Origin of the sequence: Streptomyces sp. NBC_01351, assembly GCF_036237315.1 — a bacterium.
GTDB lineage: Bacteria > Actinomycetota > Actinomycetes > Streptomycetales > Streptomycetaceae > Streptomyces.
This window is the reverse complement of sequence record NZ_CP108356.1, coordinates 7,134,146-7,157,909: the sequence shown is the minus strand read 5'-3', so window position 1 is coordinate 7,157,909 and position 23,764 is coordinate 7,134,146. Positions and strand designations below refer to the sequence as shown.

The window sequence follows — 23,764 nt, the reverse complement described above, 5'->3', positions numbered from 1 at the left end:
TAGCCTGGGCAGTGCCGTCTCGCTGCCTCGGCGCGCATTGCCATGGGGGGGTGTTGTGGGGGATCCGGACCGCCACCGGAAGACCGATCACCAGCTCGAATCCGACCACTCCGAAGAAGCCGGCCTGCCCTTTCCCGTACGGTTGCGGCGTCTGCGTGTGCAACGCGGGCTGTCGCTGGCCGATCTGGCGCGGCAGACGCATTACAGCAAGGGCTACCTGAGCAAGATCGAGACCGGCTCGAAGCCCGCGACCCCCGACGTGGCGCGCCGTTGTGACGAAGTGCTGCGGGCGGAGGGCGAACTCCTGCGGATGGTGCGGGAGGGCGAACCACCGCCCGAGCAGACCGCCGATCCCGGTGAGTGCCCCTACCGCGGCCTGCCGGCCTTCACCGTGCGGGAAGCGGGGGAGTTCTTCGGCCGGGATCGGGCCACGGCCGCGCTGGTCGAGCGTGTTTTCGAACGGATCGGGAGCGGTCCCCTCCTGCTGGTCGCCCCTTCGGGAGCCGGCAAGTCCTCCCTGCTGAACGCGGGCTTCGTGCCGGCCCTGCGCCGCCCGGGAGGCTTCCCGATGGCGGGCGCGGACACCTGGCCGGTGGTGCGGTTCACCCCCACCGCGCAGCCGCTGGAGGAACTGCTGGACCGCACGGCGAAGGTGCTGGGCGGCGATCTCGGCCTCACGGTGGAGGAGTTGCGGGCCCGCCCGGAGGTCCTGCTCGACGCCGTCCGCCGGGTGTCGGGGGACTCCCCCGCCGGCCCGTGGGACGGGCCCGCCCCACCGCCGCGTCCGGTGCTGATCGTCGATCAGTTCGAGGAGCTGTTCACCCTCTGCTCCGACGAGGACGAGCGGCGCGCCTTCGTACGGGTGCTGCGGGCCCTGGCCGTTGCCCGTCCGGCGTCGAGCGGGCACGATCCGGCCGTCGTGGTGCTCGGCGTGCGGGCCGACTTCTCGGGGAACTGCCTGGACCTTGCGGAGCTGGCTCCGGTCTTCACCGAGGGCCTGTTCGTCCTGCCCCCCATGTCCCTGGCGGAGCTGCGGGAATCGATCACGCGCCCGGCGGAGCGCGCCGGGCTCGCCCTCGAAGCGGGCCTGGTCCCCCTGCTCCTGCGCGACGCGGGCCTGCAGGGCGATCCGCCGGACCGGATCCCCTCCGGCGTGCTCCCCCTGGTCTCCCACGCCCTGATGGCCACCTGGCGGCAGCGGGAGGGGAACACCCTGACCGTCGCCGGCTACGAGCGGACGGGCGGGATCCGGGGGGCGGTCGCGCGCACCGCCGAGGACGTCTTCGCCCGCCTGTACCCGGCGGAGCAGCGGACCGTGCGCCGGGTTCTCGTGCGGCTCGTCCACGTGGTCGACGGCGCCGACGGGACGGGGGTGACGCGGCGCCGCATGAGCCGCGGCGAGCTCGTGGCCGCGCAGCCGGCCGGGCACCGGCCCGCCGACCGCGCGACGGCCGCGCTCGACAGTTTCGTACGGGCCCGCCTGATCACCATGGACAGCGACACCGTGGAGATCACCCACGAGGCCCTGCTGCACGCCTGGCCGCGGCTGCGCGGCTGGATCCGGGCCGACCGGGCCGGGCTGCTGATCCACCAGCAACTGGCCCTCGCCGCCGCCGAATGGGAGCGCGAGGGGCGCGATCCGTCGGCGCTGCACCGCGGCACCCGGCTGGACAACGCCCGCGCCTGGGCCGACGAGCTCGACGGCCGCAGCCGCCTCGGCCCCCTGGAGGAGGCCTTCCTGCGGGCCAGTCAGGCGGCCGAGGAGGCCCGGCAGCGGCAGGCCGGGCGCCAGGTGCGGCTGCGGCAGCGGATGCTGGCCACGCTCGTCGTCCTGCTGGTCCTCGCCGTGGGCGCGGGCGGGCTGGCGTACCAGCAGCGGGCGGGGGCGCTCGGCCAGGAGCGCGTGGCCAGGTCGCGGGCGCTCGCCCTGCAGTCCGCGGCGCTGGCGGCCGGCCAGCCGGAGGCGTCGATGCGGCTCGCCGGGGAGGCGTACCGGGCGGCGCCGACGAGCGAGGCCCGGGGCGCCCTGCTGAGCACCCAGTCCCAGCCGTTCATCGCCCGGTTCGGCGGGCACGGCGGGCCCGTCAACGCGGTGGCGTTCACGCCCGACGGCAAGACCCTGGCCTCGGCCGGGAACGACGGGACGGTGCGGCTGCGGCGGCCGGCCGAGCACCGGACCCTGGCCACCTTCACGATGCCGGGCCGGGTCCGCGCCGTGGCCTTCAGCCCCGACGGACGCACCCTCGCGGCAACCTCCGCGGACGGGCCGGCCCGGCTGTGGGACCTCGCCGGGCGGCGTCCGGCGGCGGTGCTCCCGGCGAGCACGGCCGGCGCCCGGGCCGTCGCCTTCGCGCCGGACGGCCGGACGCTGGCGGTCGCCGGCCCGGAGGGGACGATCCGGCTGTGGGAGACGACGGAAGGCGCGGCGGAAGGCGCGGCGGGCCCCGCGTCCGGTGAGCGCCGTGCCGCGGCCTCCCTGGCCGGGCACTCGGGCAGGGTCAACGCCCTCGCGTACGCCCCGGACGGCAGGACGCTCGTGTCGGCCGGCGCGGACAGGACCGTACGGCTGTGGGATCCGGTGACGGCCCGTCCGCTGGCCGTCCTCGCGGGGCACACCGACGAGGTGTTGGGCACGGCCTTCGCCCCGGACGGCCGGTCGGTCGCCAGCGGGGGCGTCGACCGGACCGTACGGCTGTGGGACGTGGCGGGCCGTCGGACGACCGCCACGCTGACCGGGAACAGCGACGACGTCAACGGGGTCGCGTACACCCCGGACGGGACGACGGTGGTCAGCGCGGGCGGCGACGGCGCGACCCGGCTGTGGGACGTGGACAGCGGCCGGCTGGCGGCGACCCTCGCCGGGCACACCGACTACGTGATCGGGGTGGCCGTGGACGCGGCCGGCGCGGTGCTGGCCACGGCCGGGTTCGACCAGTCGGTGGTGCTGTGGGACCTCCGCGGTGCGGTGCTTGCCCCGCGGCCGTTCACGGAGATCTGGCACGCGGCGTACAGCCCCGACGGGAAACTGCTGGCCACGGCGGAGGCGGACCGGGCGGTACGGCTGTGGGACGTGGCGGCGCACAAGGCCCTGGCCACCTTCGACGGGCACGGCGAGACGGTGTTCTCGGTGGCCTTCTCCCCCGACGGACGGACCCTCGCGTCGGCCGGGTCCGACGGCACGATCCGCCTCTGGGACGTCGCTTCGCGCAGCCTCTCGGCCACCCTGCCGGGCCGGGCCGGGACGGTGTTCTCGGTGGCCTTCTCCCCCGACGGACGGACCCTGGCCTCGGCCGGATCCGACGGCACGGTACGCCTGTGGGACATCGCCGGCCGGCGCGAGTCGGCCGTCCTCACCGGCCACACGGATTTCGCCAACCACGTGGTGTTCAGCCCCGACGGGCGCACCCTGGCGAGTGCCGGCGACGATCTGACGGTGCGGCTGTGGGACGTGTCCGGGCGCCGCGCCCTGGCCACCCTTTCGGGCCATACGGGCGCGGTGCGCGGGGTGGCCTTCAGCCCGGACGGGGGCACCCTCGCGAGCAGCGGCAACGACGGGACCGTACGGCTGTGGGACGCCCGCCGCCACCGATTCGAGGCGGCGCTGACCGGCCACACCGGTTCGGCCCGGGGCATCGCGTTCTCCCCCGACGGGCACACCCTTGCCAGCAGCGGCAACGACCGTACGGTGCGGCTGTGGGACGTGGCGGGGCGCCGGCCGGTGGCCGCGCTGTCGGGGCACACGAACGCGGTCTGGGGTGTGGTGTTCGCCCCGGGCGGCCGGACGGTGGCCTCCAGCAGCACCGACGGCACGGTCCGGCTGTGGGACCTGGACGTCGGTTCCCGTCTGGCGGCCATCGCCCGGACGCTGCGGCCGAACGACTAGGCAGGCTCCTGGGGCCTGGGCTAGGCCTGGGCGTTGGCGTTGGCGTCGGCGTTGGCGATGACCAGCAGGGTGCGGGCCGGTTCTGGGCCCGACAGGCGGCAGCGGTGAGGGACTTCGCCCCGGTGGTGGGCGCTCTGGCCGGCGCGCAGGGTGAGCGGGTCCTCGCCCTCGACCTCCAGGACGATCTCGCCCGCCAGGACGTAGAGGAAGTCCTCGCCGGGGTGCTCGAACCAGCCGCGCTCGCCCCGGCCGGGCTCGAAATGGTGCTCGTACGCCTCCATCAGGCCGCTGCGCCCGCCGGGGATGAGCACCTGGGCGATCTGCCCCGCGGCCTCGTCGACCCGGATCACCTGGGGGTCGGCCTCGTGGCTGACCGTGCCGGGGTGGTCGGGCGGCCGCAGGAAGGTGCCCGGCGTGACGTCCAGGGCCTCGGCGATCCGGTAGATCGAGCTGAGGCTGGGCGTGGCGAGTCCGCGCTCCAACTGACTGAGGAAGGGCTGGGAGAGCCCCGATCGGGCGGCGAGTACGGCCATGGAGACGCCGCGTTGTTTGCGGCAGCCGCGGATCACCCGTCCGACCTCGATGGCTTCGGGCGTGGGTTCGGGACGAGACACGCTGGTGAACGTACCTCATGGCGGATCCCGGGCCGGGTGGCTCCGGGAGGTTTCGCACTGCCGCAACACTCCCTTCATAAGCGTGGTCAATTATTGACCTCACTTATCACCGCTCGTGGAAACGACCGAGGAGCCGCCCCGTGTACGCCACCCCCTCACCGCCCGGCCGGGCCCTCGGCCGAATCGGCCCGGCCCTGGGCGCGGCCGGTGCCGTACTCGCCCTCTGGTACCTGCTGGCCCGGTCCGGGGCGGTGGCTCCGGGACTGCTGCCCACGCCCGCGCAGACCCTGGCCGCGCTCGCGGACAGCGCCGGGAGCGGGGTCCTGGCCTCCGACCTCGGCGCCAGCCTGGCCCGGGCGGGGCAGGGCTTCGCCCTGGGCGCGGTCGTCGGCAGCGCCCTCGGCTTCGCCACCGGCAGCCTCCCGTGGCTGTCCGCCGCCGTGACCCCGGTGGTCTCCTTCCTCCGCCCGATCCCGGCCATCGCGCTGGTGCCGCTGGCCACCGCCTGGTTCGGCATCGGGGAGAGCGCCAAGCGGCTGCTCATCGCGTACGCCGTCCTCCTCGCGGTCTGGCTGTACGTGCACGACGGAGTGTCCCGCGTCCCCGTCTCCCACCTGCGGGCGGCCCGGTCCCTGGGGGCCCCGCTGCACCGGCGGTTCACCGAGGTGCTGCTGCCCGCCGCCGCGCCCGCGCTGCTCGCGGCGCTGCGCTACGGGGCCTCGGTGGCGCTGCTCGCCCTGGTCGCCGCGGAACTGGGCGGTGCGGACAGCGGATTGGCGTACCGGCTGCAGGTCGACGGCCAGTTCCTGCGGGTGGACCGGATGTTCGCGGGCCTGCTCGTCCTCGGGCTGCTCGGAGTGGCCGTCGACCTCGTCCTGGCCTCGGTGGGCCGCCGGTTCGCGCACTGGAGCGAGTCATGAGCCTCGACGTACGACTGGAGGGGCTGGCGGTCGGCTACGGGGCCGCCCCGGTGCTGGAGCGCACCGACCTGGAGTTCCCGGCGGGTTCGTTCACGGCCCTGCTGGGGCCCAGCGGCTGCGGCAAGTCCACGGTGCTGAACACGGTCGCGGGGTTCGTACGGCCCGCCGCCGGGCGGGTGACGGCCGGGGGCTCGCCGGTGCTCGGGCCGGGCCCGGAGCGGGGCGTGGTCTTCCAGCACTACGCGCTCTTCCCCTGGCGCACGGCCCGCGGGAACGTCGAGTTCGCCCTGAAGCGGCTCGGCCTGCCGCGCGCGGAACGCCGCCGGCGGGCGCTCGCGGCGCTGGCCGAGGTGGGGCTCGCGGAGGGCGCGGAGAAGTACCCGGCCGAGCTGTCGGGCGGGATGCGGCAGCGCGTGGCACTCGCTCGCGCGCTGGCCGCCGAACCGGAAGTGCTGCTGATGGACGAGCCGTTCGGTGCACTGGACGCACTGACCCGGACCCGGATGCAGGAGCTGCTGCGGGAGCTGTGGCGGCGCACCGGCACCACCGTCCTGTTCGTCACGCACGACATCGACGAGGCCCTGGCCCTCGCCAAGCGGGTGATCGTCCTCGGCGGCGCTCCCGGCCGGGTGCTGGCCGACCACCCCGTCCCCGCCGGACCGCCCGACCCGGAGCTCCGCTCGTTGATCGCACGCCATCTCGGCTCCGAATGAACCCCGTCGGGGGCCGGTGACCAGGGCCGGGCCCGGTCCGCCCCCGGCCACCGCCGGGAGGTGCCCCCGGGCCGTCCCGCCGCCGCTGCACCCCACACCACCTGCCCCGAGAAAGGACCCGCACCATGCTCAGACCCCGCGCGGTGGCCGCCGTACTGCTGGCGGCCCTGCTCTCCGCATTCAGCACCGCCTGCACCGGCTCCCCGTCCGCCCCGGCGGCGGCCGGCGGCCGCCCCGCGGTCGCCATCGCGGCGAGCGACCACCTCGGCGGCGCTCCCGTCTACGTCGCCCAGGAGCGCGCCCTGTGGTCGGCCGAGGGCGTCACCGCGCCCGTCACCACGCATCCCACCGGCCGGGACGCGCTGAACGCCGTGCTCGGCGGGCAGGCGCAGCTCGGCGTCGTCGGCGACCTGCCCGCGGTGACGGCCGCGCTGGGCGGGCGCGAGCTGCGGATCGTCGCCGACCTGTCCCGGTTCTCCGACTGGCGGCTGCTGACCCGGACCGACCGCCGGATCACCGGCTTCGCCGCGCTGAAGGGCCGCAAGGTCGGCGTCCCGCAGGGCACGAACGTCGAGTACGCGCTGTCCCGGATGCTGGCATCGGCGCAGCTGACGGCCGCCGACGTGACGGTGGTCAACCTGGCCCCGAACCAGGTCCCCTCCGCCCTGGCCCGCGGGGACGTCGACGCCGGGGTCACCTTCCCCGGCTTCTACGACGCCGCGCGCACCGCCCTGGGCGCCGGCTACGCCGAGCTCCCCTTCACCGGGTACACCGCCAGGACCCTCCTCGTCGCCGGCCCCTCGGCGAGCGACGAGGGCACGGCCGCGGTGCTCCGCGCGCTGCTGCGGGCGCAGCGTGAGATCGCGGACGACCCGGCGGGCGCGCGGGGGGCCGTACTCGCGCAGTCCAAGGGCGTGCTCCAGGCCGGCTACGTCGACGCCTTCCAGCCCCGCTACACCTACGGCGTCGGCCTCTCCCCCGAGCTGCTCGCGCAGTTGACGGAGGAGGCGGCCTGGGCCAAGGCCGCCCAGGGCCTGCCGGGCTCCGCCGACCGCGCCGCCCTGGCGGCGTACCTGAACCCCGGCCCCCTGAGGGCCGCCGACCCGGCCGCCGTCACCGTTCACTGAAACCCCACGAGGAGACCCCCGATGAACCCCACGACACCCACCACACCCACGACCCCCAGGACCGTCGACCAGAACACCCTGCGCCGCCGCGGCGTCGGCCTCATCGCCCACGACCCGGCCCGCAGTTACGGCGGCTACACCCTCTACACGCCGATCACCAGCGCCGGCGAGATCCATCTCGTCGACATCGAGGGCCGCACCGCCCACACCTGGAACTCCCCGCACCCGCCCGGCCGTCAGGCCCAGCTCCTCCCCGGCGGCAACCTCTTCTACGCGGCCAAGGACACCAGCGGCCCGACCCTCTTCCCGATCTGGGACGTCTACCACGGGGGCATCTTCCAGGAGCTGGCCCCGGACTCCACGGTCCTGCGCGAGGCCCGGCACCCGTTCCACCACCACGACGCCTCGCTGCTGCGCAACGGCAACCTGATCATCACGGTCGTCGAACCCCTGTCCCCGGCCGACGCGGCCCGGATCCGCGGCGGCATCCCCGGCTCCGAGGCCCCGGGCGGGGTGATCTACGGGGACGTCGTGTACGAGCTGACCTGGGACGGGGAGCCGGTGTGGCGCTGGGCCGCCATCGACCACCTCGACCCGGAGGAGTTCCCGCTCGACCGGCACTTCGCGCGCGAGCACTGGCCGATGGCCAACACCGTCAACGAGCTCGCCGACGGCTCGATCGTGGTGGGCTTCCGCAGCGCGTCGAGCACCGTGGCCGTCGACCGCGCCGACGGCTCGGTGCGCTGGCGCATCGGCCCCGACGTGCTGGCGCAGCAGCACCATCCGCACGAGCTGCCCGGCGGCACCATCCTGGTCTTCGACAACGGCAGCTACCGCGACACCACTTCGGTGCCGTACTCGCGGGTGCTGGAGCTCGACCCGCGCACGGGCGAGCAGGTGTGGTCGTACGAGGACAACCCGCCGCAGAACTTCTACAGCCCGTACATGTCCAGCGCGCAGCGCCTGCCGAACGGCAACACCTTCATCGCCGAGGGCTCCTTCGGCCGGCTCTTCGAGGTGACTCCCGGCGGGGAGGTGGTCTGGGAGTTCGTGGTCCCGCAGTTCCGGTCCTTCGGTGAGGGGGTGGGCCTGGAGTCCTCGGCCGGCGCCCAGAACTCCGTCTTCCGCGCCTACCGGTACGCCCCGGAGGAACTGCCCTGGCTCTGAGCGAAACACCACTGCCAAATCCTCTTCATACCACCGTCATTGAACGGCCCCACGGTGCGGCGTAGCGTTTTCGAAACGACCTCCGACGGCACGGCCCCGCTCTGAATTTCCTTTCGGTACGGGCCGAACAGGAAGGCTCAATTCGACGTGTCCACACTGCATCTGGCCGTCGCCCTCGACGGCACGGGCCGGCATCCGGCTTCCTGGCGGGAGCCGGGTGCCAGGCCCGGCGAGCTGTTCACCGCCCGGTACTGGGCCGACGTCGTCGCCGAGGCGGAGGCCGGGCTGCTGGACTTCGTCACCTTCGAGGACGGCCTCGCCCTCCAGTCCTCCTCCCCGGTCGCGCCCGACGACCGCACGGACCGGGTGCGCGGACGGCTGGACGCGGTGCTCACCGCCGCCCGGGTCGCTCCCCTGACCCGGCACATCGGCCTGGTCCCCACCGTGACGGCCACCCACACCGAGCCGTTCCACGTCTCCAAGGCGATCGCCACCCTCGACCACGTCAGCAAGGGCCGCGCAGGTCTGCTCGTGCGGGTGTCGGGACTGCCGTACGAGGCGCGTCACTTCGGGCGCCGCTCCTTCCCGGTGCCCGTCGGCGAGTTGACCGAGGAGGCCACGGACCACGTCGAGGTGGTCCGGCGGCTGTGGGACAGCTGGGAGGACGACGCTGAGATCCGGGACGTGGCCACGGGCCGGTTCGTCGACCGGGCCAAGCTCCACCACATCGACTTCGAGGGGCCGCACTTCAGCGTCCGGGGCCCGTCGATCACCCCGCGCCCGCCGCAGGGGCAGCCCCTGGTCACCGCGCCGTCCGGTGTCCTGCACGGATCGGCCGACCTCCTGTACGTGACGCCGCGCGACGCCGACGAGGCCCGCAGCGCCGTCGCGCGGGCCGCGGGCGGACCCGCGCACGTCTTCGGCGACCTCACGGTCTTCCTGGACGAGGACGGCCCCGCTGCCGCCGGGCGCCTGGCCCGCCTCGACGAGCTCGCCGGAGGCCCATACGACGATGACGCGGCGACCTTCACCGGTACCCCCGCGCAGCTCGCGGACCTCCTCCAGGACTGGCGGGAGGCGGGCCTGTCCGGCTTCCGGCTGCGGCCCGGCACGATCGCCGACGACCTGCCCGCCATCACCCGGGCCCTGGTGCCCGAGCTCCGGCGCCGGGGCGCCTTCCGCCCCGGTTACGGGGCGGGCACCCTGCGCGGCCTGCTGGGACTCGACCGTCCCGGCAACCGCTACTCCGACCGGCCCGCTGCCTGACCGCCGGGCCCAGGACCACCGGAAGGACGAACCATGAGCAGCAAGCCGCTCAAGCGGATCCATCTCGCGGCCCATTTCCCGGGGGTCAACAACACCACCGTGTGGAGCGACCCGGCGGCCGGCAGCCACATCGACTTCGACTCGTACGTCCACTTCGCGCGGACCGCGGAGCGCGCCAAGTTCGACTTCCTGTTCCTCGCCGAAGGACTGCGGCTGCGCGAACAGGGCGGGCAGCTATACGACTTGGACGTGGTGGGTCGGCCCGACACCTTCACGGTTCTCGCCGCGCTGGCGGCGGTCACCGAGCACCTCGGCCTGACCGGCACCATCAATTCCACCTTCAACGAGCCCTACGAGGTGGCCCGGCAGTTCGCCTCGCTCGACCACCTCTCGGAGGGCCGGGCCGCATGGAACGTCGTCACCTCCTGGGACGCCTTCACCGGTGAGAACTTCCGGCGCGGCGGCTTCCTTCCGCGCGAGGACCGCTACTCCCGCGCCCAGGAGTTCCTGGCCACCGCCACCGAGCTCTTCGACTCCTGGGACGGCACCGAGATCGTCGCCGACCCCGCGGCCGGCACCTTCCTGCGCGACGCCCGGGCCGGCGCCTTCGCCCACCGGGGACGACACTTCGACATCGAGGGCCGGTTCAATGTCCCCCGCAGCCCGCAGGGCCGGCCGGTGTTCTTCCAGGCGGGCGACTCCGACGAGGGGCGCGAGTTCGCCGCCTCCACCGCCGACGCGATCTTCGGCCGGTACGGGACCCTCGACGAGGGCCGGGCGTTCTACGCCGACGTCAAGGGGCGGCTCGCCACGTACGGGCGTACGCACGAGCAGTTGAAGATCCTGCCCGCGGCCACCTTCGTACTCGGCGACACCGATGCCGAGGCGCACGAACTCGCCCACGAGGTGCGGCGCCTCCAGGTCAGCGGGCAGACGGCGATCAAGTACCTGGAGCACGTCTGGAACCGGGACCTGTCGTCCTACGATCCGGACGGCCCGTTGCCCGAGGTCGATCCCGAGGCCGGGGAGAACACCATCGCCCTCGGGCGGGCGAGCGTGCGCCAGTTCTCCGACCCGCTCGCCACGGCCCGCGAGTGGCGCGAGCTGGCCCGGGCCAAGAACCTCTCCATCCGCGAGCTCGTCATCGCGACCACCGCCCGCCAGACCTTCGTCGGCTCCGCCTCCACGGTCGCCGCGTCGATCAACGACCTCGTACAGGCGGACGCGGCCGACGGTTTCGTCCTCGTCCCGCACCTCACCCCGGGCGGCCTGGACGCCTTCGCCGACACCGTCGTCCCGCTGCTCCAGGAGCGGGGCGTCTTCCGCGCCGACTACGAGGGCTCCACCCTGCGCGACCACCTCGGGCTCGCGGTGCCGGGCGGGCAGGCGGGCGCGCGGCCGGCCGGCCGGCGGGCCGCGGCCTCGTGACCCTTCCCCACTCCGACCTGCAAGGAGCCGTCATGTCCGGCATCCCCCTCGGGGTCCTCGACCTCGTCCCGGTAGCGTCGGGCTCCACCGCCGTCGATGCCCTGCGCGGCAGCATCGATCTCGCCCGGCAGGCGGAACGCTTCGGCTACGCCCGCTACTGGTTCGCCGAGCACCACCTCAACCCCGGGGTCGCGGGGACCTCCCCGGCGGTGCTCCTCGCCCTGACCGCCTCCGCGACGAGCACCATCCGCCTCGGGTCCGGAGCCGTGCAGCTGGGCCACCGCACCGCGCTGTCGACGGTCGAGGAGTTCGGCCTGATCGACGCGCTGCACCCGGGCCGCCTGGACCTGGGGCTGGGCCGTTCGGCGGGCCGCCCGCCCGCGGCCGCCGCCGGCGGCGAGCCCGCGCCTCCGCCCTCCACGCCGGTCGTGGACGGGTACACCCGGGGCGGACTGCGCATCCCGGACCGGTTCTCCTTCGCGCACCTGCTGGGCCATCCGCGGGTCCTGCTCCAGCAGAAACTGCTGAACCTGCCCGGCGCCCGGCCCCAGGACTACGCCGAGCAGGTCGACGACGTCCTCGCGCTGCTGCGCGGCGAGTACCGCTCCCCGGAGGGGGTGGAGGCGCATCCCGTCCCCGGCGAGGGGGCCGACGTACAGGTGTGGATCCTGGGGAGCAGCGGCGGCGTCAGCGCGGAGGCGGCGGGCCGGGGCGGGCTGCGGTTCGCGGCCAACTACCACGTCAGCCCCGCTTCGGTGCTGGAGGCCGCCGACGGCTACCGGGCCGCCTTCAAACCGTCCGCGGAGCTGGACCGGCCGTACCTCACGGTGTCCGCCGACGTGGTCGTGGCCGAGGACGACGAGACCGCCCGCGAGCTGGCCACCGGGTACGCGCCCTGGGTGCGCAGCATCCGCAGCGGCCAGGGCGCCATCCCGTACCCCACCCCGGCCGAGGCGCGGTCCCTGCCGTGGACCGACGCCGACCGGGCGCTGGTGGCCGACCGGGTGGAGACGCAGTTCGTGGGCTCCGCGCGGACCGTCGCCGATCACCTGGAGCGGCTCCAGGAGGCCACCGGGGCGGACGAGTTGCTGATCACCACCATCACGCACTCCCACGAGGACCGGGTGCGCTCCTACCGGCTGCTGGCGCAGGAGTGGCAGCGCCGGTGAGGCGGGCACGCGGTTCGACGGATGCCCGAGGGGGCGACGCGCGCCCTGGTACTTCAGAAGTCGTACACCGCGAAGTCGGCGATCGGGTGGTACCCGATCCGCTGGTAGAGAGCGTTGCTGGTGGGGTTGGCCAGGTCCGCGAACAGCAGGACCTCCGCCGCGCCGGCGGCCAGAGCCGCCCGGCTCACCTCGACTGTCGCGGCGCCCGCGTAACCGCGGCCGCGCAGGTGGGCCGGAGTGTAGACGGGGGTCACCCGGATCTGGCCCGCGACCATGGGGGTCCTGCCCGCCATGGAGACGGGGGTTCCGTCCGGGGCTTCCCAGAGCGTAATGCGTTCGTGGGCGATGCGCGTGTCCGCCCATGAGCTGTTGTCCCCAGCGGGAGTTCCTCCGATGTCGGTGACGAACTCGCGGTGCCAGAGCATGAGTTGCTCACGGTCCCGCTCGCCCGCGACTCTCCCCCGGCCCTCGGGGAACGGCTCCGGTGGCGTGAGCGTGCCCAGCCGGTACAGGCGCTCCCGCTCGTGCAGCGTCGGCAGTGCGCCCGTGTGCCGCCGCCAGGCGCCGGCGAAGGAGGCGGCGGTGTCGTGGTCCGCGTTGACGCCCGGGAGGACCTGGCCGAGTCCTGCCAGGCGGGCGGCTAGGTCGTCAGCCTCTTCGGGGGTGAGGGGGGTGAGGGTCAGGCGGCGGGGCGGGGTACGGAAGAAGGCCGCGCGGACCGCGCCCGCCCGCTCCAGCAGGCCGAAGACGGGGGTGTCGGCGCCGTACGCGTCCGCCCCTCGTGTGCGCAGTGCCTCGGTCACCGTCAGCGGAACGGTGTGCAGGGCGGGACGCGATTGCAGGAAGTCTCCGGCACGAGCGAGAAAGTCTTCGAGGTCTTCGGTGAGGTGCCAGTCGTCCGGACTCATGCCACATGATCCCGCGAGCCGTCGGCGTGCGCGCGTGGTTTTCCGCCGACGACCGAGCCGGCCGGCACGGATCGTGTGCCGGCCGGCTGCGCCCTCGGGCTCGGCCTCGGCTTCGGGCTTCGGCGCCGGCACCGGCACCTGCTGTCAGTCGCCGTCGCGGACCGAGAGGATGCCGTTGAAGACGCCGACGTAGGCGGTGCCGTCGGGGCCGAGGGTGATCGGGGCCCAGTTGTTGTCGTACAGCGGGCCGGTTCCGGTCAGCTTCCTCCAGCGCCGCTCACCGGTGCGGAAGTCCACCGCGGTGAGGTACCAGGCGTCGATGCCCCAGAAGTTGGGCTCCTTCTCGTAGAAGTAGAGCAGCCCGTTGGCGGTGGAGAGCTTCGGGACGACGGAGGGAGCGCGGATCGCGCTCTCCCAGACCGTGTCGCAGCCGCTGCCGTCGGCGCGGACGTCGATCCGGGCGACGCCGCCGACGACGGACTTGCCGAGCAGCAGGGTGGTCGGGTTCTCGTAACCGTAGTTGTTCTCGACGACGATGCTGTTGCCCCAGGTGATCAGGGAGTTGTCGGTGGTCGATGCACCCGAGCCGAAGACCGGCACCTTGCAGACCAGCCGCTGGTCCGCGGGGACGTTCACGCCCCGCTTGTAGACCAGGACGTTCATCCGGTCGTCGGCGTTGTCGGTGATGGCGACGTAGCCGTTGCCGAAGAGGTCCGGGGTGGTTCCCGAACCCTGGTTCACGGAACCGGGCTTGGCGGCGGTCCCGCGGTCGTAGGTCTGGCGCCACTGCACCTCGGGGGTGCCGTCGGCGGCGGTGCGGAAGCTGTAGAGCGCGTGGTCGGTGACGATGGAGACGCCGTCCTCGGCAACCGAGAAGGAGTTCTGGATCTCCTCGCCGGCCAGCCGGACGGAGCGGATCTGCGAGGTCGCCGGGTCCACGGTGCCGACCCGGCCCTGGCGGGTGACCCACCAGATGCGGCCGTTCCAGTCGGGCATCACCGAGGTGACGGGGTCACAGGTGCCGCTGGGCCACAGATTGGTCCAGCTGACGCAGTCGTGCGGGACCTGGCCGGTGAGGTCCCAGTCGTTGTCGACCGTGAACTTCCAGCTGCCGTCCGGATTCTGCGAGTGGGCGAGGCGCAGGATGTGCTGGCGGGAGTCGGCCAGCACCGCCCGGTCCTGGTTGTCCAGGTAGAAGTAGGCGCCGCCCGAGGTGTCCTTGAAGATCTTCGCGAAGTCCAGCGAGGTGATCGCCTCGACCGTCGAAGAGCGCTGCGGGAGCTGGTACTCCGCGAGCGTGGCGAGCGTACGGGGCTCCAGGAGCTTGACCTTGAAGCCCGAGAAGGTGCCGCACACGGTGACGAGCCGGCCGCCCGAGTCGAAGGTGGCCGTGGCGCATTCGCCGCCGAGGGCCGCGATGGCCTCGCTCTTCACCTGGGGGTTCTTGCCGAGCGGTCCCGACCAGGGGGAGGTGGCGCTGCCGGCCGCGTCGGAGTGCATGCCGCTGCGGCCGTTGGGCGCGAGGAAGGGGTGCTGCGGGGGCGCTTCCCCGGGCAGCGGGGCTGCGGTGGCCGGGCCGCCCTCGTAGTTGCCGACCAGGCGGTGGCCGGGGGCCTTGGGTATCTCGTCGGCCCCTGCCGGGGCGATGCCGTAAATCGTCGTGAATACGGCGATCACCGGCACCACAGCGCAGTTCAGCGCTCTTCGGAACATCCGGACTTCCTCCGTCTCTTCAGTCTTGTTGACATTGCGTCTGACATCGCGCCGCCGCCAGACGCTAGATCGCCGTGCCCGAGGAGTCCATGGAAGTGCCGGATGATTCACGAAGGCGCAATAGTCGATCACCAACTCCCGTCTACGGTGTGAGGCTGGCGACCACGTTCGCGGTGGCCGCCAGGCCGTCGTGGATGGTCGCGGCCATGCTGCTGCTCGCCAGGTAGAAGCCGAGCAGCATGCAGACGAGAGCGTGCGAGAACTTGAGGCCGCCGCTGCGCACGAAGATCCACGTGAGGACGAGGAGCAGGACGACCACGGAGAGGGAAATCACCATCAGAACCTCCTTACTCGGCGCCATGGTGGCGCAGCCAGGGGTTCCTTCGGGCGAACGACGTGTCCGCCGAACGGGTGTTGACCGTCCGTGACGCTCGATCGGTCCTTGACGATCAGCCGTTGGCGATCAGTCGTCGACGATCTCGTTCCACCGGGTCGTACGGTCGCACCAGCGCTCCAGCAGCACCGGATCGTGTCCGACCGCGAGGAGCCCGGCCCCGCTCTCGGCCCGGTACTCCTCGACCACCGCGACCAGGGCGGCCGTCGTGGAGGCGTCCAGCATCGCGGTCATCTCGTCGCACACCAGCCAGCGCGGGCGCAGCACCAACGCCCGTGCCAGGCAGGCGCGTTGCAGCTGGCCGTCGCTGACCTCGTGAGGGCGGCGGTCGAGCAGGTCGGCGCCGAGGCCGACCCGCTCCGCCCACCCGGCGACCTCCGCCCCGGCCTCCGTACGCCGGCCCGTCGCCCGGAGCGGTTCGGCGACGAGGTCGCGCAGCCGCAGGCGGGGGTCCGCGGAGAGCCGCGGTTGCTGGAAGACCACGCCGACCGCGGTGCGCAGGGCGCGCGGGGCCCGGTGTCGGTAGCCGGTCACGGCCCGGCCGTCGAGGGTCACGCTCCCCCGGTCCGGGCGGTGGAGCAGGGCGGCGACCCGGGCCAGGGTGGATTTGCCGCAGCCGCTCGGCCCGAGCAGGCCGAGGGACTGCCCGGGGTTCAGGGTGAGGTGCGCGCCGCGGACGACGGGGGCGCGGCGGTCGTAGCCCGCGGTGATGTCCTTGAGCTCAAGCATGGTGGCAGGCCACTCCGTCGGTGAGCTCCGGCCGCTCGGCACGGCAGGCCTGGTCGGCGGCGGAGCAGCGGGCGGCGAAGGCGCAGCCGGGCGGCAGCGAGCCGAGTTCGGGCGGGGCGCCGGGGACGGGGGTGAAGGCCCGTTCGGGGAGGGCGTCGAGGAGCCCGCGGGCGTAGGGGTGGCGGGGGCCGGGTGCCCCGAAGAAGGCCTTTGCCGGGGCCAGTTCGACGATGCGCCCGGCGTACATGACGGCGACGGTGTCGGCGATCCGTTCGGCGGCCGCGAGGTCGTGCGTGATCATCAGCAGGGCCCGGCCGGCGCCCCGGGTGTGGGCGCGCAGTTCGTCGACGGTGCGGTGGACCAGCTCCCGGTCCAGGCCCGTGGTCGGCTCGTCGGCGAGCAGCAGCGGGGCCTCGCCGACGAGGGCGAGGGCGGTGGCGGCCCGCTGGGCGAGCCCGCCGGAGAGTTCGTGCGGGTAGCGGTCGAGGTGGTCGGCGGGGAAGGCGGCGCGCTCGGCGGCGGCCTCGGCGGCAGCGCGGTGGTCCTCGGCTCCGGCCAGTTCGCGGATGGTCTCCTCCAGCTGGGCCCGGATGGTGCGGACCGGGGTGAGGTGCGCGGCCGGGCTCTGCGGGACCAGGCCGAGGCGGCGGCCCCGTACGGTCCGGGCGAGGGTGCGTTCGTCGGCGGCAAGCAGGTCGAGGCCGTCGGAGAGCCGGGCCGATCCCGCGGTCTCGGCGTTGCCGGGGAGCAGCCCGAGGAGGGCGGAGGCGAGCACCGACTTGCCGCAGCCGCTCTCGCCGACGAGGGCGAGGCATTCGCCGGGCGCGAGCGCGAAGCGGGCGTCGGTGACGGCCTGGACGTACCGGCCGGCGCGCATGCGGAACCGTACGGACAGCCCCTCGACGCGGAGTACGGGCGCGGGGGTCACAGGGTCAGCTCCGATCGGCGGCGGGGGTTCATCCGGTCCCGCCAGGCGCCCGCGAGCCCGGCGATCGCCAGGGTGGGGACGATCAGCAGCAGCCCGGGGAAGAGGGTGGGCCACCAGTCGCCGGCGAGCAGTGAACCGCGCGCGTTCTGCACGAGGTTGCCCAGGCTCGCCTGGTGGGAGGGCAGGCCGAGCCCGAGGAAGGACAGGGCGGACTCGTGCCACATGGCGTGCGGGACCATCAGCACCGCGGCGAGTCCGGCCTGCGGGAGCACCCCGGGCACCAGGTGCCTCCCGGCGACCCGCAGTCGCGAGGCGCCGCCCGAGATCGCCGCGTCCACGTAGGGGCGGCCGCGCAGCGAGAGCACCTCCGCGCGGACGATGCGGGCGGTCGACAGCCAGTGGGTCACCGCCACGGAGGCGACCACGGGCCAGACGCCGGGCCGGAACATGGCGACGACGAAGATCCCCAGCAGCAGGTGCGGGATGGCGGACAGCGTGTCCACCACGCGCATCACCACCCGGTCCGTCCAGCCGCCCAGCGCGCCCGCGGCCGCGCCGACCGCGGTGCCGACGACGGTCGCGGCCAGCGCGGCGACGAGGCCGACGAGCAGCGAGACCCGCAGTCCGTACACGCAGCGCAGCAGCAGGTCGCGGCCCACGTCGTCGGTGCCGAACGGATGGGCCCACGAGGGCGGCTGGAGCCTTGCCGACAGGTCGACCGCCTGCTGGTCCAGCTGCGCCAGCGGCGGAACCAGCAGCACCGCCACCACGATCAGCGCCACGACCACCGCCGAGGACCGCACCCGCAGGGCGCGCGTCGAGCGCCGGGCCCGCCCGGCGGGCCTCCACACCGGCTCAGCCATCGAAGCCCACCCTCGGGTCCGCCAGCCCGTACAGCAGGTCGGACAGCAGGTTCCCGGCCAGCACCGCCGCCGTGGCCAGCACGGTCAGCGCCGCGAGCAGCGAGAAGTCCACGGAGGTGGCGGCTTCCACCGTGGCCGCCGCGATGCCCGGCCAGGAGAACACGGTCTCCACCAGCAGCGCTCCGGTGATCAGCTCCGGCACCCGGGAGCCGATCAGCGTCAGCATCGGCAGCATGCCGGAGCGCAGCGCGTGTCCGAGCAGTACCTTCCGCTCGGCCAGCCCGCGGGCCCGGGCCCCGCGCACGGGGTCCTCGTCCAGCGCGTCGGCCACGCCCTGGCGGACGTACAGGTAGAACCAGGGGAGTTGGGAGATGCCCAGCACCAGCGCGGGCAGCACCAGGTGCGTGGCGACCTGCCCGGCAGTGACCACCTCGCTGGCGGCGTCCGTCAGGCCGCCCGAGGGCAGCACGCCGAGCCGGATCGAGAAGAGCCAGATGGCCAGCAGGGCCAGCCAGAAGGCCGGGGCGGCCTCCAGGGTGTAGGCGAGCGAGGTCGCGCACCGGTCCAGCGGGCCGCCCCGGCGGCGCGCGGCGAGCACCCCGAGGGCGGTGCCCGCCAGTACGGCCACGGCGAAGGCGCAGACCGCGAGCAGCACCGACCAGCCCAGCCGCTCCCCGATGACCTCGGCCACGGGCCGCCGCATGACGGAGGAGGTCCCGAGGTCGCCGGTGAGGGCGGAGGTGAGCCAGTCCCACCAGCGCGGGACCAGGGCCCGGTCCACGCCGAGGTTGGCCCGCAGTTGGTCGAGTTCGGCCTGCGAGGCGGTCAGTCCGGCGGTGCCCGCGTAGGCCTTGACGGGGTCGAAGGGGGACAGTGCGGCGATGGCGAAGACGCCGAAGGTCACGGCGAGCAGGACGGGGCCGGCGAAGAGGAGCCGCCGACCCGCCATCCGTGCCATCGGCCCGAGGGGCAAGCTCACTTCTGCTTCGGCTTCCAGCTCTCGACGTTCCACCAGGGGCCGGAGCCGAGCCCGTGGTCGTGCGGCTCGACCTGCGTGGTGAGCCCGTCCCACTTGTCGTTCACGACGTAGAGGTGGTCGATGTGGGTGAGGAAGACGTAGCCGGGGTTCTTGACGAGCTCGCGCTGCACCGTGTCGTACGCGGCCTTGCGCGCGGTCGCGTCGCCGCTCTGCCGGCCCTCGTCGAGGGCCCGGTCGACGGCCTGGTTGTCGTACCACGCCATGTTGTTGAAGCCGTCGCCGCCGAGGGAGGACTTCAGCAGTAGGTACTGGTCGAAGTCCGGGTCGGCCGGGGAGCCGCCGCCGGCGAGGACGGCCTCGGTCTTCATCCGGGGTTCGATCACCTCCCAGGTGCCCGCCTCGGTCCGGACCTCGATGCCGGCCTTCCTCGCGTCGGAGGCGAAGGCGAGGGCGTGGTCCTGGCGGATCTTGTCGCCGGAGGTGTACCAGAGCGGGAAGGCGGCCCGGACTCCGTCCTTGACGCGGATGCCGTCCCCGCCCGGCTTCCAGCCCGCGTCGTCGAGGATCCTCTTGGCCCGTTCGAGGTCGTGCGCGCGCTCCGTGCCCGGTGTGAACCACGGGCTGTCGGTCGGGACCGGACCGTAGGCGGGCTTGCCCGCGCCCTCCAGGAGCCCCTCGACCATGGCGGTGCGGTCCACGGCGATGTCCAGGGCCTGGCGGACCGCCGGGTCGCCGGTGACCTCGTTGTGCGTGGGCAGGGTCACGTTGCGGTAGTCGAAGGTCTTGGCCGCGTAGGTCCGCCGCGCCTTGTCCTTCGCGCTGTGCTGATCGCTGAGGGCCTTCGCGAAGTTGGGCGGCAGGATCGCCGCGTCCAGTTCGCCGGCGCGCAGCCGGGTGGCGCGTACGTCGTCGTCCTTGATGACGGCCATGGTGAACTTCTTCACCGCCGCCTCGCCGCCCCAGTAGCCGGGGTTGGCGCGGAAGTTGAGCTTCTCCCCCTTGGACCATCCGGTCAGCACGTACGGCCCGGTGCCGACCGGCTTGGTGGTGAACTCACCGCTGTTGACGTCCTGCTTCCCCGCTATGTGCTCGGGGGCGATCGGCAGGACGGTCCGCTCGGCGAACGGCGCGTAGGGGTACTTGAGCGTGAAGACGACGGTGTCCTCGCCCTTCGCCTCGACGTTCTCGACGGCGTCCAGCTCGGTCCGGGAGGCGTTGTTCGTCGTCGGGTCGAGGATCGTCCGGTACGTGAAGACGACGTCCTTGGCCGAGAAGGGCGCCCCGTCGCTGAACTTCACGCCCGGGCGCAGCCTGTACGTGTAGGTCCGCCCGTCCGCGGAGACCTCCGGCAGGGCCTGCGCGAGCGCGGGCTTCAGCTTCATGCCGGCGTCGTGCGCGAGCAGCCCGTCGAAGATCTTGGAGTTGCCGTCCTTGCCGTAGCCCAGGAGCGGGCTGAGGGTCTCGGGCTCGGTCGCGATGCCGACCACGGCGGAGTCCGCGGCCCCCGATCCGCCGCTTCCCGCGGGCTGGGAACAGGCCGCCACGCCGGTGATGAGTACGGCGGCCACCGTCGCGGCCGCCGCTCCCCGTGCTGTCCGGGCCGTCACGCAGAGCACATCCTTGTTCAAAATCACTGGCTATTGCAAACAGGTCGCAATAATGCCAGACATCTTGCCCGGCCCGCGATCCGCATGCCATATATGTCTAGACCTTTCCGAGGAAGCGGAGGACGGTACCCGTGCGACGCACCGCCCCCACGCTCGCCCTCTGCCTGGCCGTCGCCGCCCTGACGGCCTGCACCTCTCCCGACACCCGGCCCCCGGCCGCCCCCGCCGGGCTCACCGCCCAGACCGGCAGCGCCACCAGCGTGCACGTCATGTGGGACGCGGCGCCCGAGCCGGAGGGGGTGAGCGGCTACCAGGTCTTGGAGGCCGGCCGCCTGGTGCGCGAACTCCCCGCCGAGAAGACCATGGTGGACGTCACGGGCCTCAGCCCGCAGACCGGCTACGCCTTCACGGTCCGGGCGCTGGACGCCGCCGGGAACCTCTCCGCGCCGGGCCCGGAAGTACGCGTGACCACCCCGGCGGCCAAGGCCGAGGACCGGCAGGCCCCCACCGCCCCGGCCTCGACCACGGCCCGCGCGACGGGACCCCGGGCCGCCTGGGTGGCCTGGTCCGCCTCGACCGACGACACGGGCGTGACCGCGTACGACGTCTACCAGGGCGGCGTACGCATCCACACCGCGGAGCCCGGCGCGAGCGGCACCGCACTGAGCGGCCTCCAGCCCGACACCGTCTACACCTTCACCGTCCGCGCCCGGGACGGGGCCGACAACTCCTCCCCCGACGGCCCCGCCGTGGACGTGACCACCCCGCCGGCCTCGGGCGGCGGGCCGGGCACCGCGCCCGCGGAGCTCACCGCGACCGCCTCCCCGGGCACGGTCACCCTCACCTGGACCGCTCCGGACACCGGCCGCCCGACCAGCGAGTACGAGCTGTACGTCAACGGACGGGCCACCACCGTCATCCAGTTCGGCGCGGGCGCGGTCCCCAGCGGCCGGGCGGAGCACCGGCTCACGGTGACCGAGCCCGCGGGCACGGTCTGGGCGGTGAAACTGCGGGCCCGGCTGCCCGACGGCAACTGGGGCGCTTTCTCCGCGGAGCGGAGCATCACCCTCATGGGGTGAGTTTCGGCGACGATCTGGCCGGAATCGGCACGGTCGGATAAGAAGATCACGCACAATACATCCGTGTTCGGTGAGTACTCGGTCAATGACAATCAGGCTGGATCCGCCGGCGACGGTCCCACGCCTGCCCCGGGCACCGCGGCGGGGAACCTGCCGCCGCAGCCCTCGGCCTTCTTCGGCCGCAAGCGCGAACTGTCGCTTCTGCACGAGCTGTTGGAGGACCGGAGGCTGATCACCCTCACCGGGGTGGGCGGTGTCGGCAAGTCCCGGCTCGCCCTGCGGGCCGTCTCCGAAGCCATCGGGCCGAGACCCGACGGCGTGTGGTGGGTGGAGCTGTCGCCGCTGCGCGATCCCGGCCTGCTCACCACGACCATCGCCCACGCCGTCGGCCTCGCCGACCACTCCGCTCGGCGCCTGGACGAGGAGCTGTGCGCCTGGATGGCCGACAAGCGGATCCTCCTCGTCCTGGACACCTGCGAGCACCTGGTGGCCGACTGCCGCCACCTGGTGGGCGAACTCCTGCAGTCTGCACCCGGGTTGACGGTCGTGGTCACCTCCCGCGAGCCGCTCGGCTCCCCGGGCGAGGAGGTCGTCGAGGTCCGCCCGCTGCCCTGCGAGGGACCCGACAGCGACGCCCTCGCCCTGTTCCGCGCCCGGGCCTTCGCCGCGACCCCCGACGCGGCGGCGGCCTTCGCCGACCCCGCGCGCGCGGCGGTCGCCGCCGAGGTGTGCCGGCGCCTCGACGGCATCCCGCTCGCCCTCGAACTCGCGGGCGCACGGATGCGGTTGTGGTCGCTGGAGCAGATGGCCGAGCGGCTAGGCGAACGCTTCGACCTGCTGTCGGACACCCGCACCGCCGGGCTGCCCCGGCATCAGACGATGCGCACCACGATCGGCTGGAGCCACGAGCTGTGCGAGCCGCTGGAACGGCTGCTGTGGGCCCGACTGTCCGTTTTCTCGGGGGACTTCGACGTCGCCGCGGCCCGCGCGGTGTGCGCGGGCGGCCCCTTGGCCGCCTCCCGCGTGGAGCGCGTGCTGACGGGACTGGTCGCCAAGTCGGTACTGCTGCGCACCGAGGAGCGGGGCGCGGGGGCCCGCTACCGGATGCTGGACACGATCCGCGAGTACGGGCACGACTGGCTGGTCGAACTCGGCGAGGTACAGCTCGTCTCCGACCGGCACGCCCACTGGTACGCGGCGCTCTCCGAGGCCGCCGACCGGGGCTGGCTGGGCCCGGGGCAGGTGGACTGGTACCGCAGGATGACCGCCGAGCACGCACAGCTCCGCACGGCCCTGGAACACCTGCTGGGCACCGACCCGGAGGCCGCCCTGAGGATGGCCGGGGCGCTGTGGTTCTACTGGTTCGCCTGCGGGCACGTGCACGAGGGCCGGGGCTTCCTGGAACGCGCCCTGCAGGCCGCCCCGCGCGCGGGCGGGGCGTACCACCAGGCCCTGTGGGCGCTCGGGCTCACCACGCTGCTCCAGGGCGACCTGGACACGGCCCGCCGCCTGGGCGAGCAGTGCACGCGGGAGGCCGTCCTCCTGTCGGACCCCGAGCGGGAGCTGCGTGCGGCCTACCTGCACGCGGTGTCGGTGCTGATGCCGGGCGATCCCGTACGGGCCCTCGCGCTGGCCGGCCCGCGGGCCCGGGCGGGCCACGGCGGGCGCACGAGCGGCGCGGGCTGGCTGCTGTGCAAGCTGGCCACCGCATACGCCCTGTGCGACCTGGGGCGGTTCGAGGAGGCGGCGACGGAGGCGCGGGCCCTGCGGGAGGCCTGCGCGGAGCTGGGCGAGCGCTGGCTGCGGGCCTACGCGGACTACGTCCTGGCGGTGGCGGCGCTGGGCCTGGGCGAACACGGGGAAGCCGCCCGGCACGTACGGGCGATGCTCTCCGGGAAGCGGCTGCTCGGCGACCGCTTCGGCATCGCGCTGGGCCTCGATCTGCTGGCCGCGGCGGTGGCCGCGCTGGGCGACGGTGAGCTGGCGGCGCGCCTGCTGGGCACCGGGCACGCCTGGTGGCGCACGGTCGGCCGGCCGCAGATGGGCTCGCCCTCGCTGACGGCCCTGCGGGACCAGGGCGAGCGGCAGGCTCGGGCGGCGATCGGCGACGCCGCGTACGAGACGGCCTTCCTGGGCGGCGCGGCCGCACCCACCGGCTGACTGTCGGCCGGTGGGCGGGGTAACTCATCGGCTCCCGTCAGTACGGGAGGGGTCTGCCCGACGGTGTGCGCAGGTCCAGGTCTCGGGGAGCGGGCTTGGGGACGGGCTTGCGGATCA

The 23,764-nt window shown here is 73.8% G+C and carries 19 protein-coding genes; 10 read left to right on the top strand and 9 right to left on the bottom strand.

Going from position 1 to position 23,764, the window contains the following annotated elements; all coding sequences use genetic code 11:
• The first annotated feature begins 55 nt into the window (after positions 1-55).
• Positions 56-3,883 carry an nSTAND1 domain-containing NTPase gene (locus OG625_RS33095; RefSeq protein ID WP_443067820.1) on the top strand — a complete coding sequence of 1,276 codons (3,828 nt, stop codon included), beginning with the start codon at positions 56-58 and terminating at the stop codon, positions 3,881-3,883.
• 20 nt (positions 3,884-3,903) lie between these two features.
• Here OG625_RS33095 and OG625_RS33090 read toward each other — a convergent pair whose 3' ends face one another.
• Positions 3,904-4,497: a helix-turn-helix domain-containing protein gene (locus OG625_RS33090; RefSeq protein WP_329388312.1), complete on the bottom strand. Its 594-nt coding sequence runs from the start codon at positions 4,495-4,497 to the stop codon at positions 3,904-3,906.
• Positions 4,498-4,637: 140 nt separating this feature from the next.
• Between OG625_RS33090 and OG625_RS33085 the strand changes: the two genes are divergently transcribed.
• The 7 genes from OG625_RS33085 to OG625_RS33055 all read left to right on the top strand — a co-directional run bounded on the left by OG625_RS33085 (position 4,638) and on the right by OG625_RS33055 (position 12,287).
• On the top strand, positions 4,638-5,417 hold the full coding sequence (locus OG625_RS33085; protein ID WP_329388310.1) for an ABC transporter permease: 780 nt from the start codon (positions 4,638-4,640) through the stop codon (positions 5,415-5,417).
• Complete coding sequence (locus OG625_RS33080; RefSeq protein ID WP_329388308.1) at positions 5,414-6,130, top strand: ABC transporter ATP-binding protein; 717 nt, start codon at positions 5,414-5,416, stop codon at positions 6,128-6,130. The genes OG625_RS33085 and OG625_RS33080 overlap by 4 nt, the downstream gene beginning before the upstream one ends.
• Before the next feature lie 125 nt (positions 6,131-6,255).
• Positions 6,256-7,257 (top strand): ABC transporter substrate-binding protein, encoded by a 1,002-nt coding sequence (locus tag OG625_RS33075; protein WP_329388306.1) that lies wholly within the window; start codon positions 6,256-6,258, stop codon positions 7,255-7,257.
• 21 nt (positions 7,258-7,278) lie between these two features.
• Complete coding sequence (locus OG625_RS33070; protein ID WP_329388304.1) at positions 7,279-8,424, top strand: aryl-sulfate sulfotransferase; 1,146 nt, start codon at positions 7,279-7,281, stop codon at positions 8,422-8,424.
• Positions 8,425-8,571: 147 nt separating this feature from the next.
• The gene (locus tag OG625_RS33065; RefSeq protein WP_329388302.1) at positions 8,572-9,690 is read left to right on the top strand and encodes an LLM class flavin-dependent oxidoreductase; all 1,119 of its coding nucleotides are present in this window, start codon (positions 8,572-8,574) and stop codon (positions 9,688-9,690) included.
• Between the two features lie 33 nt (positions 9,691-9,723).
• Positions 9,724-11,118 (top strand): NtaA/DmoA family FMN-dependent monooxygenase, encoded by a 1,395-nt coding sequence (locus OG625_RS33060; RefSeq protein ID WP_329388300.1) that lies wholly within the window; start codon positions 9,724-9,726, stop codon positions 11,116-11,118.
• Between the two features lie 32 nt (positions 11,119-11,150).
• On the top strand, positions 11,151-12,287 hold the full coding sequence (locus OG625_RS33055; RefSeq protein WP_329388299.1) for an LLM class flavin-dependent oxidoreductase: 1,137 nt from the start codon (positions 11,151-11,153) through the stop codon (positions 12,285-12,287).
• A gap of 53 nt (positions 12,288-12,340) precedes the next feature.
• Here OG625_RS33055 and OG625_RS33050 read toward each other — a convergent pair whose 3' ends face one another.
• The 8 genes from OG625_RS33050 to OG625_RS33015 form a co-directional block, all read right to left on the bottom strand.
• Positions 12,341-13,195 (bottom strand): GNAT family N-acetyltransferase, encoded by an 855-nt coding sequence (locus OG625_RS33050; RefSeq protein ID WP_329388297.1) that lies wholly within the window; start codon positions 13,193-13,195, stop codon positions 12,341-12,343.
• A gap of 144 nt (positions 13,196-13,339) precedes the next feature.
• Positions 13,340-14,908, bottom strand: a complete 1,569-nt coding sequence (locus OG625_RS33045; RefSeq protein ID WP_329388295.1) for a hypothetical protein — start codon at positions 14,906-14,908, stop codon at positions 13,340-13,342.
• Positions 14,909-15,050: 142 nt separating this feature from the next.
• Positions 15,051-15,245 (bottom strand): hypothetical protein, encoded by a 195-nt coding sequence (locus tag OG625_RS33040; protein WP_329388294.1) that lies wholly within the window; start codon positions 15,243-15,245, stop codon positions 15,051-15,053.
• Between the two features lie 126 nt (positions 15,246-15,371).
• Positions 15,372-16,031: an ABC transporter ATP-binding protein gene (locus OG625_RS33035; RefSeq protein ID WP_329388292.1), complete on the bottom strand. Its 660-nt coding sequence runs from the start codon at positions 16,029-16,031 to the stop codon at positions 15,372-15,374.
• A complete protein-coding gene (locus tag OG625_RS33030) occupies positions 16,024-16,908 on the bottom strand; it encodes an ABC transporter ATP-binding protein (protein WP_329391181.1) in 885 nt (294 codons plus the stop codon). The genes OG625_RS33035 and OG625_RS33030 overlap by 8 nt, the downstream gene beginning before the upstream one ends.
• A gap of 47 nt (positions 16,909-16,955) precedes the next feature.
• A complete protein-coding gene (locus OG625_RS33025; RefSeq protein ID WP_329388290.1) occupies positions 16,956-17,822 on the bottom strand; it encodes an ABC transporter permease in 867 nt (288 codons plus the stop codon).
• The gene (locus OG625_RS33020) at positions 17,815-18,780 is read right to left on the bottom strand and encodes an ABC transporter permease (RefSeq protein ID WP_329388289.1); all 966 of its coding nucleotides are present in this window, start codon (positions 18,778-18,780) and stop codon (positions 17,815-17,817) included. The genes OG625_RS33025 and OG625_RS33020 overlap by 8 nt, the downstream gene beginning before the upstream one ends.
• Before the next feature lie 17 nt (positions 18,781-18,797).
• Positions 18,798-20,408, bottom strand: coding sequence for an ABC transporter substrate-binding protein (locus tag OG625_RS33015; protein ID WP_329388287.1), 1,611 nt, complete (start codon positions 20,406-20,408; stop codon positions 18,798-18,800).
• Positions 20,409-20,539: 131 nt separating this feature from the next.
• Here OG625_RS33015 and OG625_RS33010 point away from each other — a divergent pair, with 131 nt between their 5' ends.
• The gene (locus tag OG625_RS33010; protein WP_329388285.1) at positions 20,540-21,487 is read left to right on the top strand and encodes a fibronectin type III domain-containing protein; all 948 of its coding nucleotides are present in this window, start codon (positions 20,540-20,542) and stop codon (positions 21,485-21,487) included.
• 63 nt (positions 21,488-21,550) lie between these two features.
• Complete coding sequence (locus OG625_RS33005) at positions 21,551-23,647, top strand: ATP-binding protein (protein WP_329388283.1); 2,097 nt, start codon at positions 21,551-21,553, stop codon at positions 23,645-23,647.
• The last annotated feature ends 117 nt before the right edge of the window (positions 23,648-23,764 follow it).